The sequence below is a fragment of the Williamsia sp. Y721 genome (assembly GCF_059683565.1).
Map to the genome: position 1 here is coordinate 75,226 of NZ_JCASNH010000001.1, position 12,657 is coordinate 87,882.

Annotated in this window: 8 protein-coding genes and 1 pseudogene; 4 read left to right on the plus strand and 5 right to left on the minus strand. The window is 63.7% G+C overall.

The features are described 5' to 3' along the window. Positions 1 to 271 precede the first annotated feature (271 nt). From AC56PL_RS00320 to AC56PL_RS00335, 4 genes and pseudogenes are all read left to right on the plus strand, one after another. Positions 272 to 403 (plus strand): annotated as a pseudogene (locus tag AC56PL_RS00320) (DUF3830 family protein); the annotation flags it as partial. Then, entirely contained in the window at positions 400 to 1,203 is an 804-nt protein-coding gene (locus tag AC56PL_RS00325) for a GntR family transcriptional regulator (protein ID WP_497152700.1), read from the plus strand. The pseudogene AC56PL_RS00320 and the gene AC56PL_RS00325, both read left to right, overlap by 4 nt. A 149-nt stretch (positions 1,204 to 1,352) precedes the next feature. Then, on the plus strand, positions 1,353 to 2,744 hold the full coding sequence (locus tag AC56PL_RS00330) for an MFS transporter (RefSeq protein ID WP_495514457.1): 1,392 nt from the start codon (positions 1,353 to 1,355) through the stop codon (positions 2,742 to 2,744). Positions 2,745 to 2,905: 161 nt separating this feature from the next. Further along, the gene (locus tag AC56PL_RS00335) at positions 2,906 to 4,228 is read left to right on the plus strand and encodes a M23 family metallopeptidase (RefSeq protein WP_497152701.1); all 1,323 of its coding nucleotides are present in this window, start codon (positions 2,906 to 2,908) and stop codon (positions 4,226 to 4,228) included. Between the two features lie 46 nt (positions 4,229 to 4,274). Here AC56PL_RS00335 and AC56PL_RS00340 read toward each other — a convergent pair whose 3' ends face one another. The 5 genes from AC56PL_RS00340 to AC56PL_RS00360 form a co-directional block, all read right to left on the minus strand. After that, positions 4,275 to 5,471 carry a M20 family metallopeptidase gene (locus AC56PL_RS00340; protein ID WP_497153539.1) on the minus strand — a complete coding sequence of 399 codons (1,197 nt, stop codon included), beginning with the start codon at positions 5,469 to 5,471 and terminating at the stop codon, positions 4,275 to 4,277. A gap of 14 nt (positions 5,472 to 5,485) precedes the next feature. Continuing rightward, positions 5,486 to 6,721: an aminotransferase class I/II-fold pyridoxal phosphate-dependent enzyme gene (locus AC56PL_RS00345; RefSeq protein ID WP_495514459.1), complete on the minus strand. Its 1,236-nt coding sequence runs from the start codon at positions 6,719 to 6,721 to the stop codon at positions 5,486 to 5,488. Positions 6,722 to 6,743: 22 nt separating this feature from the next. Then, positions 6,744 to 7,943, minus strand: a complete 1,200-nt coding sequence (locus AC56PL_RS00350; RefSeq protein WP_497152702.1) for a M24 family metallopeptidase — start codon at positions 7,941 to 7,943, stop codon at positions 6,744 to 6,746. Between the two features lie 79 nt (positions 7,944 to 8,022). Beyond that, positions 8,023 to 9,519 (minus strand): NAD-dependent succinate-semialdehyde dehydrogenase, encoded by a 1,497-nt coding sequence (locus tag AC56PL_RS00355; RefSeq protein WP_497153540.1) that lies wholly within the window; start codon positions 9,517 to 9,519, stop codon positions 8,023 to 8,025. A gap of 35 nt (positions 9,520 to 9,554) precedes the next feature. Continuing rightward, the gene (locus AC56PL_RS00360) at positions 9,555 to 12,653 is read right to left on the minus strand and encodes an FAD-binding and (Fe-S)-binding domain-containing protein (RefSeq protein WP_497152703.1); all 3,099 of its coding nucleotides are present in this window, start codon (positions 12,651 to 12,653) and stop codon (positions 9,555 to 9,557) included. Between the last annotated feature and the right edge of the window lie 4 nt (positions 12,654 to 12,657).

Genomic DNA, 12,657 nt, shown 5'->3' on the forward strand with positions numbered 1-12,657 from the left:
ATGAATCAGTTCGTCTCATCGGCTTGTCCGAGGCGAATCGGGGTCGGCGTTGCGTGGACTTTTGCCCGCCCGGTACCTTACGGTTAATTGTCAACAATCTACCAAGATGTGAAGTCGGCAGCCGGACGGAGGTGAACACCGCACCGTGGATATGCGACAGAACTGGGGACTTCGCGGTCTCGGCGCCACTGACCTGCAAGTTCTCTACGGCGGTGACGAAACCTCGCCGGTCGACTACACACTCGCCCAGACCGAAACGGGGTCCGGGAATGATGTCGGCTGGGTGCCAGGTGATGTCTTGGCGACGATCGAGGAGGGTCTCGGGGAGTTCGCGGCGGCCTGCAATGATGGCTCGATGGGCGTCGCACGCGGTGGAACATTGACCTATCAAAGGGTGGAATGATGTCCGACCCCACAAAACCTCCATTTTCGGCCCGTCCGGGACCGGCTCGCAAGCGCTCGGCGCGTTCCCGCGTCCTCCAGCCGCTGGTCCAGGAATCGACGCCGGCGATCATTGCGCGACAGTTGCGTAATGCGATCGCGAGTGGAGACTTTCCGCCGGGCTGCCAGCTGACAGAATCCGGGCTTGCCGCCGAACTCGGAGTCAGTCGTGGCCCGCTTCGCGAGGCGATGCAGCGGCTCACCCAGGAAGGCCTGCTGGTCAGCCACCGTAACCGCGGCCTGTTTGTGATCACCATGGACGATGACGACATACGTGACATGTACGTGGCCCGCACCGCGGTGGAACGGGCCGCGCTCGAACAGGTGATCCTGCGAACTCCCGACGAGGCGGCCGGGGTGCTCGCCGACTGTGTCAGCGAGATGGAACGATATGCCGATGATCCGAACGGTCCGCAGATCGCGGACGCGGACATGGCTTTTCACCACACGCTTGTCGAACTCTCTGGTAGTCCGCGACTGTCGCGGCTGCACGAGACGATTCTGGTGGAGACCCGTATGTGTCTCGGTGCGATGCGCGGGACGTATGTGTCGGCGCAGGAACGGATCGCTGAACACCGCCGGATCGTCGAAGCGATCGAGGCGCGTGACATGAAGGCTGCAGATGATGTAATGATCGAGCACATGCGAGATGGGCTCAATCGAATCATTGCCGAACCGGGTGCGGTGTCGCAGTTTCCCGGCGCGGCCATCGATCCGAGCCCCAACGTACCCGTGAACCCGCTACCGGGTTCACGTAGCTGATCGGCGACTGGCGCTGATCAACCCCCTGAGGAGGAAGTCACAGAAGACACGATTGTTATTTCTGCTTTCAAGAACCGGGAGTAGATGCTTTTGTGGGCCTCGAAGACACCGAGATCGATTGAATGTCTTCAGTTTTGAGGGAGGTATCGATGAGCCCAGATTTACAGAAAACAACGTCCGCAGTACCACCGGGTTTCCCGGACCCGGATTCGCCGGAAGGCAAGAAGCTATTACGCAAGGCAATTGGCGCGTCCGCTATCGGCAACGCGACCGAATGGTATGACTACGGCGTCTATGCCGCTACCACCACCTATCTGACCCAGGCATTCTTTCCGGGGGATCTCGGCACGATCGGCACGATGCTCGGCTTTGCCGTCTCGTTCGCGCTCCGTCCGCTCGGTGGCATGGTCTGGGGTCCGATCGGTGATCGTATCGGCCGAAAAGCAGTGTTGGCCATGACCATTCTGCTGATCTCCGGCGCCACCGCCCTGATCGGTCTGTTGCCATCGCATGCGGTCGCCGGAGTATGGGCTCCCATCCTGCTGATTTCATTGCGGGTGGTCCAGGGCTTCTCGACCGGTGGTGAATACGGCGGTGCCGCAACATTCATGGCCGAGTATGCGCCCGACAAGAAGCGTGGCAAATACGGCAGCTTCCTCGAGTTCGGAACGCTCGGCGGGTTCGTGATGGGTACCGCTTTCGTGCTGGTCTTGGAGCTGTTCCTCAGTGACGATCAGATGTATGAGTGGGGCTGGCGGGTGCCATTCCTGTTCGCCCTGCCCCTGGGTTTGATCGGCCTGTATCTGCGCAGTCAGATGAACGACACCCCGGTGTTCACCGAGATGGAGGACAAAGACCAGATCGAGGGTTCGCCGTGGCAGGCGTTCAAGGACCTGCTGACGAATTACTGGCAGCCCATTGTGGTGATGTTCGGTTTGGTGATCGCTCTCAACGTGGCCAATTACACGTTGCTCGCCTACCAGCCGACCTACCTGAAAACCACCATCGGCATGTCCGAGAAGACCGGGACCATGGTCATCCTGATCGGTGAGCTCGCGATGATGGCCTGCATTCCGTTCTTCGGGGCCTGGTCGGACAAGATCGGGCGAAAACCCATGTGGTGGGGTTCTCTGATCGGACTCTTCGTGTTCGCGTTGCCGATGTACTGGTTGATGGGACAGGGATTCGGCTGGGCCATCATCGGATTCCTGGTGTTGGGACTCTTGTACATCCCCCAGTTGGCGACGATCTCGGCAACATTCCCGGCGATGTTCCCCACCCAGGTGCGCTACGCCGGATTCGCCATCTCCTACAACGTGGCCACGGCTGCGTTCGGTGGTACCGCGCCGCTGATCAACGACGCGGTGACGGCCAACGAGGGCTGGGAACTGTTCCCGGCCGGCTACATGATGTTGGCCTGTGCCATTGGCATGATCGCGCTGCCATTCTTGCGCGAGACCGCAGGCGTTTCGATTCGCGGGACAGAAGTTCCGGGAGAGGAAACCGAGGTCGAGCGAAAGCTGACCGCCGATTCACTCTGAGTGACTGACGGATTCACACGGGGCTCGATCGCCAATTGGCGATCGAGCCCCGTTTTCTCATGCATTGAAGAAGTGCGCAGGCAGGGGATTTGTCTGACTTTTGATCAGAAAGAATGCCAACTGGTATGTTTCGGGCCAACTTCTAGAAACCGGAGTATTTCGTGAGAGTAAGCCGCGTACCCACCATCATTGCCTCACTCGTGGTCTCGGTCGCGTTGGTCGCCTCCGGCTGCTCATCGGATTCGGACGCCGCCGACTCCACCAACACAACGACGGCGCCCCCGCCTGCCGGTTCGGTCGCCGGAGTCACTGTTCCGGACGCGTTCACCGCAATCACGGTGAACACCATCGGCAACTCGCCGCTTCCGTTCCTGGGTACGGACGGCAAGTACCACGTCGCCTACGATCTGCAGCTCACCAACGCCACCGCGGTGCCCTCGACCCTGGAGAAGATCGACGTCGTCGACGCCTCGGACCCGGCAAAGGTCATCGCGAGTTTCTCCGGCACAGCGCTCGTCGATCCGACGTGTGAGTACGGTGACTGCAACCGGCTGCGCGACCTGCCCGCGGGTTACGTCGACAGCAATGCGATTGCGCCGCAGGAGAGCAGGGTCGTGTTCATCGACTTCACCCTCGACTCCCTCACCGACGCGCCGAAGACACTCCTGCATCATCTGTACGGGACCGGTGCTGCCTCACCTGCTTTCGGCGCTCCGGGACCGATCAACTACGTGACCACTCCGCTGGCGCTTTCCACCCAGACCGTGCCGGTCATCTCACCACCGGTGCATGGCACCAACTGGATCGCGCTCAACGGATGCTGCGAGCCCGGGTTTCCGCACCGCAGTTCGCTGATGTCGCTCAACGGAAAACTCAACAACAGCCAGCGCTTCGCGATCGACTGGAAGCGGGTCAACGACCAGGGCGAGTTCTACACCGGAGACAAGACCAACAACGAGAGTTATGTCGACTACGGGAGTGAGATCCTTGCCGTCGCCGACGCAACGGTGGTCTCCGTTCTCGACGGGCTCGAGGCGAATGCGCCCGGAATCCTGCCGGCCAGCGACCCGACACTTGCAGCAAAACTGACGGTCGAAAACGTTGACGGCAACCACGTGATCCTCGATCTCGGTGGTGGTGTGTATGCCATGTACGCGCACATGATCTCCGGATCGTTGACGGTCAAACCCGGCGACAAGGTGACCGAAGGGCAGGTCATCGGAAAGCTGGGTAACACCGGCAACGCCAACGCATCGCATCTGCACTTTCAGCTCATGAACGGACCGAGTCTGCTCGGATCGGACTCATTGCCCTACGTGTTCAAGAGCTTCGACTACGACGGCCAGGTGGCACCGCAGCAGATCGCCGACGCCGACAACTACCTGACCGGAACCTTCCTGCAGGGCAAACTCGGCAGCCCCGAACCCCGCAAGGACGAGCTCCCGCTGAATCTCGCGATCGTGGATTTCCCGAAGGCCGACTGAATCCGCGCTGCAAACCGAGCGGCCCTTCGTGCCGAAAATGCCCGGCTCAGAGCAAACGTAACGCCAGGAGGGCGTAAGTCTTCGCAGCAGTGACCAATTCGGCGATCGGCACCGACTCGTCGGGTCGGTGGGCCTGGTCGCCCAGCCCGCCCGGACCCAGCACGATGGCCGGGATGCCGAGGTCGCGACTGATGAATCCGCCGTCGCAGGCGGCCGTCCATCCGGTGATGGTGGTGCTACCGCCGGCGTCGACCACCGCCGCGGAGGCGTGGGAGACCAGCCGATGGGCTGGGTCGGTCTCGAAACCCGGCATGGCCATGGTGACCTCGACCTCGACAGTGATGCCGTCGCGATCGATACCCGTCTCGGTGATCGCGCTGCGCAGCCAGTCGGCGACCTCGTGAGCGTCTTCGTCGGGCATCAACCGGCGATCGAAGCTGACGGTGGCGGTCGGCGCGACCACTGAAATGCCCTGCCCGCCGGCGATGAGTCCGGTGTTCCAGCTACCGCAGCCCAAGAGCGGGTCAAGCCGCTGTGACAGCGTGCGCTGGTTGACTCGAACCAGGTCGATGATCGCGGCGGCGGCATCGATGGCATTGCGGCCATCGGAGGGCCGACCGGAATGCGCTGCGCGGCCGGTTATCCGAACTTCGAGGTACGACGCCCCGCGGCAGGCGATCACGGTTTCCAGATCGGTCGGCTCGGCCACCACGCATCCGGCAAAGGTATGCGCCGGACTGCGGGTGACGAAGTCGCGGATACCGATTCCCAGATCCTCTTCATCAACCGTGCAGGCCAACTGAACCGGTCCGGGCAGCTGATGGCCCGAACGGGTGAGCGCTGCCATCGCGATCAGTGCCGCTGCCAGACCGCCTTTCATGTCGGTCGAACCGCGGCCGTAGATGCGTCCTTCGTCGACCTCGGATTCGAACGGAGGACGGGACCACCCCTCTCCGGCCGGAACGACATCCGAATGCCCGAGGATCAACAGTCCGGGTCCGCTACCTGTTCCGGTGGTGGTGATCGTCAGATTCGGCCGTCCGGGTTCGACGTCCCAGGTCGCCGTGTCGAGCCCCAGTGACCGGGCGGCTTGTTCGAGTACCTCGACGGTCAATTGCTCGGTACCGCCCGGGTTCTCACCGCCGGCATCGATCAGTGATCGGGTCAGGGTGACGAGTTCTGATTCGTCGATCAGCGCGAGCACCTGTGTCTCGATGGCGGAGACGGCTGCCGACGTGGCGATACCCGAGAGGTCCGTCACGAGGCGGCCACCGCCAGATCCAGCGCACTCTTCAATCGGCGAACACCCACATCGATCCGGTCCGGCGTACTCGATGCGAAACACAGTCGCAGTGCGTTGCCGAAGTGTCCGCCGGGGGAGAGCGCGGGACCGGGGATGAACGCCACGCCCTGTGCCAGCGCGATCTCGAAGAGTTCGCGGGTATCGACCTCGGCGTATCGGCCCGCCAGCGTGACCCACAGGAAGAAGCCGCCGTCCGGGTTGGTGGTCGAGAAGTCTTCGCCGAGATGCCTGTTCAGGGACGAGATCATGGCGTCACGCCGGATTCGGTAGAGGCTGCGCAGGGAGACCAGGTGGGCATCGAGGCCGCCGCGCGAGATGTATTCGGCGACGATGTGCTGGTTCGGGACGTTGGTGCACGTGTCCATCGCCTGCTTGCCGTTGATCAGCAGCTGCCGCAACGCCGGATCTGCGTCGACCCAGCCCACGCGCCACCCGGGCGCCAGGATCTTCGAGAACGTCCGCACGGAAAACAGCAACGGGTCGTCGGGACTCAGGGTCCGGAATGTGGGGATGTCTTCACCGGAAAACCGAAGCAGCGCATAGGGATCGTCATCGATGATGACCGCGCCCCACTTGTGGGCCAGTTCGAGCAGGGCCTTGCGCCGCTCCAGCGACAACGTCACACCCGACGGATTCTGGAAGTTGGGGATCGTATAGATGGCCTTGGGCGTGCGACCGGTGCGGGCGACGAGGTCGGGGAGCCGGTCGACCAGCATGCCCTCGTCGTCGACCGGAACTTCGAGGAGCTGCGCGCCGTATGACAACGCGGTGGCACTGCCGTTGGTGTACGTGGGGGATTCGGTGATCACCAGATCGCCGGGATCGATGAACAACTTGCAGGCCAGGTCGAGTCCCTGCATGCCGCCGGTCGTGATGACAAGACGATCCTCACTGGACGGATCCGGTGTGCCTGCAAGGTATTTCACCAGCAGGTCCAGCAATCGCGGTTCGCCCTCGGAGGCCCCGTAGGTGAACGACGTGTGATCGAGGATGCTGCCTGCGATCTCGCGGAATTCGTCGGCCGGTACCGCTTCGTCGGCAGGCGAGCCCATGGCGAAGCGCACGATGTCGTGTTTTTGCGCGGCGAGAAGCGATGTCGACGAATCGATCATCGATCCCACCAGATCCTTGGCCCGGTCGGCGAGTGGGAATGTGGGTGCGCCCGCGAGCGGGAGTTCGGTTGCGGTCATGCGTTTTCCTCTCACTTTCCGATCAGCTCGCTTTCCTGATCAGTTCTCTGGGGAAGCTGGTGAATGTCTCCACGCCGGTGGCGCTGACGCGTACCGATTCGGACAGTTCGAATCCGTAGCCGTCCATCCACATGCCGCAGACGATGTGGAAGGTCATGTTCTCCTGGAGGAAGGTTTCGTCCTCGGTGCGGATACTGATGGTCCGCTCACCCCAGTCCGGTGGATATCCGATGCCGATGGAATAGCCGAGCCGGGAATGTTTTTCGAGGCCGTACTTCGCGAGGGTCCAGTTCCAGGTCGATGCGAGTTCGCGGGTGGCCACGCCCGGGGCGATGGCGTCGAGAACATTGTTGAGGCCTTCGGCGGTGGCACCCGCGACGTAGTCGACGTCTTTGTCGACCGGGCCCAGGGCCACCGTGCGGGCCAGTGGGCAGTGGTATCGGTTGTGGGCTCCGCTGAGTTCGACGACCACCGCCTCACCACGGACGAACGTGCCCTGATTCCAGGTCAGGTGTGGGGTGTCGGCGGCCGCTCCGGTGGGCATCATCGGGACGATCGCCGGATAGTCGCCACCGAACTTGTCGGTGCCGGTGATCTGCGCCTGCGAGATGGCCGCTGCCGCATCACATTGGCGCACACCGATGCCGATGGTGTCGATGGCGGCGCGCATCGCCTCCGAGCACACCATTCCGGCTTGGCGCATCAACTGGATCTCCGCATCGGACTTGACGGAGCGCACCCAGTTGACGAGTTCGAAGCAGTCGACGAGCTTCCACTCGGGTATCGCATTGACCAACGCGCGATATGCCTTGGGTGAGAAGAAGTGTGAATCCATCTCCAGCCCCACCGAGCCGCCCCGTGACGCGGGTGCGATGAGATGCCGCTGGCGCAGCGCAAATGCAACCCAGTCGAACGGATGAACATGTGGCCGGTGCACATAGTTTTCCGGGTATCCGACGATCTGCTCGGGCGGCAGCCAGGTGGTGCGGTGGGCGCCGTGGGCGTCCATCTCCCGCGCGAAGAACACCATGTCGCCGTCCATCGGCACGAACAGCATCTGCGGTGTGTAGAACGACCAGGCGTTGTACCCGATGAGATAGAAGATGTTCGCCGGGTCGGTCACGATGATCGCCGACAAACCCTGGCGGTCCATCAGGGTTCGTACCCCGGTGAGCCGGGTCTGGTACTCGGTGTCGCTGAACAACTGGGATCCTAGATACATCTGTTCACACCTCCCTCTGCTGTCGAATCGTCTTGCTGTCGAATCGCCCTGGTGCCGTCTGGATTTCGCTGCCGGATTATCAAGTCCGTGGAATCGCCAGGTATTTGATCTCGAGGAATTCGTCGATGCCGACCCGTCCACCCTCGCGGCCCAGGCCCGATTGCTTGACGCCACCGAATGGTGCCGCGGGATTCGAGACCAGGCCGGTGTTCAGGCCCACCATCCCTACCTCCAGTCCGGCGGACATCCGCAGTCCGCGGTCGATGTCCTGGGTGAACAGGTAGCCGACCAGACCCCAGGGGGTGTCATTGGCCAACTCCAGGACCTCGTCTTCCGTGTCGTAGGGGATGACGGGCGCGACCGGACCGAAGATCTCGGTGCCCATCAGTGCCGACTGCGGGTCAACATCGGACAACACCGTCGGCGGGTAGAAGTAGCCCTCGGTCTCTGATCCGTCCGAACCGCCACCGGAGACGGAGCCGGAGGCGGAGCTCGACCCCTCTCCACAGAGCACCTCGGCGCCACGGCTGACGGCGTCGGCGACGAGCTCCCGAACCTTGTCGACCGCTTTGCGTTCCACCAGTGGCCCGACGTCGGTGCCGTCTTCGGCACCGTCACCGACCCGCAGTGCCCCCATCCTCGCGGCCAACCGGGTGGCGAACTCGCCGGCGACGCTGCGGTGCACGAACAATCGGTTGGCCGCGGTGCACGCCTCACCCATGTTGCGCATCTTCGCCACCATTGCACCGTCGACGGCCTTGTCGAGGTCTGCATCTTCACAGACGATGAACGGTGCGTTGCCGCCGAGTTCCATCGATGTCCGCATCACCGTTCGGGATGCCTGTTCCAGCAGCAGTTTTCCGACTTGGGTGGAACCGGTGAAGCTGACCTTGCGGGCCAGTCCGCTGTCCATCCAGGTCTCGACAACCGAGCCCGGCTCGTCCGTGGTCACGATGTTCAGGACACCCGCCGGTAGTCCGGCGATGGTGAGGATCTCGGTCAGGGCAAGAGCGGTCAGCGGAGTCAGTTCGGCGGGTTTGAACACCATGGTGCACCCGGCGGCGATGGCCGGACCGATCTTGCGGGTACCCATTGCCAGCGGGAAGTTCCACGGCGTGATCAAAATGCACGGCCCCACCGGCTCTTTGGTGACGATGATGCGATTGCGGCCATCGCCGGTGGTGGTGTGGCCGCCGTCGATTCGCACCGCCTCCTCGGAGAACCACCGGAAGAACTCTGCGGCGTAGGCGACCTCACCCTTGGCCTCGGCCAGCGGCTTGCCCATCTCGGTGGTCATGATCAGGGCCAGATCATCCTGCCGGGCGAGGATCAGTTCATATGCTCGGCGCAAGATCTCGCTGCGCTCGCGAGGAGATGTCGCGGCCCAGGCCTTCTGATGTTTGGCTGCGCTGTTGATCGCGGCTGCGGCGTCGGCAGCTCCGCCCTTGGCGACCTTCGCGATTCGCTGACCGGTGGCCGGGTTGACGACGTCGAAGGTTTCGCCGGATGCTGCCGGTACCCACTGCCCGTCGATGAACAGTGCGGTGGGAATCGATCCGATGAGACCGGCGGCCAGAGCCTTTCGGTCCGTACTCAGTACTGGGGACGCGCTCACGGTGTACCTCCTTCAATCGTGCTCTGTTGCGGGGTGTCGGCTGCGGGTGTTGCGGGGGCGAGTAATTCGGCCAGATGCACGGATCGGACCTCGGGAACGGTTGCGTCGGTGGCGGCGAGATGCGAAACCGCCATCGCGCAACTGAATCCATCGGTCAGTACCGGGGTGTGGGCGGCTCGCGTTCGCAGGGCCGGCGCGAGGGCCTGCTCGGCCACCCGCATGCTGACGTCGTAGTGGCCCTTCTCGAAGCCGAAGTTGCCTGCCACGCCGCAGCAACCGTCGGCCTGGTGGACGGTGGTGGCACCGAGGCGGCTCAGCACCGAGGTTTGGGTATTCGGTCCGAATGTGGCGTATTCGTGGCAGTGGGTCTGGACCGTCACTTCGGCGGGGAGTGGAATCGGTGGCTGCCATCCGTTGTCGAGGAGCGCTCCGATCTCTGTGGCAAAGCTGCGGACCCGGGCGGCAACCCGTTTGGCCGCGTCGGTGTGCACGAGCTCGGGGAGGTCCTTGCGCAGGGCGGCAGCGCAACTCGGCTCGGGGACGACGATCGGCCGGCCGGTCCCGTCATCGAGCGCAAGTGCGGTGCGTTCGAGCACCTTCTTCGCGCGTCCGAGTTGGCCGGTGGAGATCCAGGTCAGTCCACAGCAGTTGTCCGACTCGCAACTGACCGTCCGCCCGGCGCTGCCAAGCACGTCGGCGACCGCGGCCGCCACCTGCGGCCGGAATGCCTTGGTGAACGAATCGACGAAGAGGACGGTGTCGGCTGACGGATCGATCCCGAGCCCGGACATCGAGGCCCGCACCTGTTTACGAGTCGAGAACGCAGGCATGGTGCGCCGGGGATCGATGCCACCGGCTTTCGCGGCAACCCGGGCAAGGGGTCCGGACAGTGATCTGTTGATCAGCGGTGCCAGGGGCGCAGCGGCTTTCAGCCAGGCAGGCATCCACCCCAGTGAGTAGTGCGACAGAGGTCGCACCCGGCCCCGGTAGTAGTTGGAGAAGAACTCCGACTTGTAGGTGGCCATGTCGACCCCGACCGGGCAATCGGTGGAACAGGCCTTGCACGACAGGCACAGGTCGAGGGCTTCCCGCGAATCCTCATCGCGCCAGCCCGCTTTGATGTCCGGTGCGGTGCGGACCATCTCCTGGAGCACCCGGGCCCGGCCGCGGGTGGAGTCCTTCTCGTCTCCGGTGGCGCGAAAGCTCGGACACATCACGCCACCGGACGCCGATCGGCATCGCCCGACGCCGATGCATCCCTGAACGGCATGCACAAACGGGTCGAGGCCGGGTTTGCCGCCGTCGGCAAGGCCGGGTGTCCCGAGATCGAATGTGGTCCTCCAGCGCCGGTCCGGTACATCGGCGAGTGCGAGATTGTCATCGATCCGATCCGGGTCGACAATGCTGCCGGGGTTGAGGATGCCTGCCGGATCCCAGATCCTCTTGAAGTCGGAGAACGCCGAGATGAGCTCGGGTGAGTACATGATCGGCAGGAACTCTGAACGGGACCGGCCGTCTCCGTGTTCGCCGGAGAGCGAACCGCCATGCGCGACAACCAATTCTGCTGCCTCGGTGCAGAAGCGGCGCATCGTGGCGCGACCCGCCGCGCTGCGGAGATCGAACGTGATGCGCACGTGCATGCAGCCGGCACCGAAGTGCCCGTACATCACGCCTGTCAGACCATGCCGGTCGAGGAGTTGCTCGAACCCCTCGAGATACTCGGCCAGGTTCTCCGGTGCCACGGCGGAATCCTCCCAGCCGGGCCAGGATTCATAGGATCCGCCGTGTCCGCCTTCTTCGGGCGCGACGTCCTCGGGATCGACCAGTCTCGACGAGAGTCCGGCGCCGTCCTCGCGTATTCGCCAGAGTGAGAGTCGCTGCGATGGGTCCGGGACAGTGCGTCCGTCGACGAGGCGGCCGTTGGTGCGGAGTTTGGTCAATAGTTCTGCTGCGACTTCGGCAGGGCTTGCGGAGACGAAGCCGGAGGCGGAGCTCGACCGTGTTTCGTCGAAGCCGGAGGCGGAGCTCGACCGTGTTTCGTCGAAGCCGGAGGCGGAGCTTGACCATGTCTGGGCGCTTTCTTCGTCGAGATCGACGTAGAGCCAGGCATTTCCGTCGGGTAGGCCGAGGATCGAGTCGTCGCCGCGGCGGGCCCGCATGGTCGCGACGATCCGTTCGTCTATTCCTTCGATCGCGGACGGGGTGAACTCGAGGAGGGTTGGTACGTCGCGGGCGGCGTCGACCACGTTGCGGTAGCCGAGGGCGAGCAGCAGTGGGCGGGTGGCCGACGGGACCAGCCGGACGGTGGCCGACACGACGATCGCGCAGGTTCCCTCGGTGCCGACGAGTGCCCGCGCTACGTCGAAACCGTTCTCCGGCAGAAGTTTTGCGAGGTGATAGCCAGAGACCTGACGTGGTATGCGCTCCATCTCGGTCCGAATCGCGCCCAGATGCGACGACGTCAGTTCGCGCAGGCGCGTCGAGAGTTCGGCAGCGCGGTGGGTCGCGGCTGGGTCTGATGGGTCAGTGGCAACCAGTCCGGTGCGGGTGGCGGTCAGTTGCAGTCCATCCGCGGTGACCAGGTGCAGTGATTCGACGTGATCGGTGGTGCGGCCGTGACGGACCGAATGATTGCCGCACGCGTCGTTGGCGATGGCACCGCCCAGGGTTGCCCGTGATTGGCTCGACGGGTCGGGGGCAAACGTGAGCGAGCCGCCGGTGGCTTTGCGGACCTCGCCCTGCAACGTGGTCAGGACGATCCCGGCCTGGGCGACCGCCGTACGTTGTTCGGCATCCACGTCCAGTGTGTGGTTCAGGTGGCGCGAGAAGTCGAGGATCACCCCGGTGCCGATCGCGTTCCCGCCCATGCCCGTTCCACCACCACGTGCGGTCAGGGTGAGCTCGTTGCGATGGCAATACGCGGCAACCTTCGCAACCTCGGAAGCGCTGCGAGGAAACACCACAACCAGCGGTCGCAGGCGATAGTTCGACGCGTCATACGCGTATTCGGTTCGCCGACGCGATGAGGCATCGGCGCTCAGGCCGAGAGCGGTCAGGTCAGCGCAGATATGGTCGGGGGAGGGGGCCAAGTCCATGACC

Coding starts and splice junctions, on each gene's coding strand:
- AC56PL_RS00330 (WP_495514457.1), top strand. CDS start 1,353: ATGAGCCCAGATTTACAGAAAACAACGTCCGCAGTACCACCGGGTTTC.
- AC56PL_RS00345 (WP_495514459.1), bottom strand. CDS start 6,721: ATGACCGCAACCGAACTCCCGCTCGCGGGCGCACCCACATTCCCACTC.
- AC56PL_RS00350 (WP_497152702.1), bottom strand. CDS start 7,943: ATGTATCTAGGATCCCAGTTGTTCAGCGACACCGAGTACCAGACCCGG.
- AC56PL_RS00360 (WP_497152703.1), bottom strand. CDS start 12,653: ATGGACTTGGCCCCCTCCCCCGACCATATCTGCGCTGACCTGACCGCT.
- AC56PL_RS00325 (WP_497152700.1), top strand. CDS start 400: ATGATGTCCGACCCCACAAAACCTCCATTTTCGGCCCGTCCGGGACCG.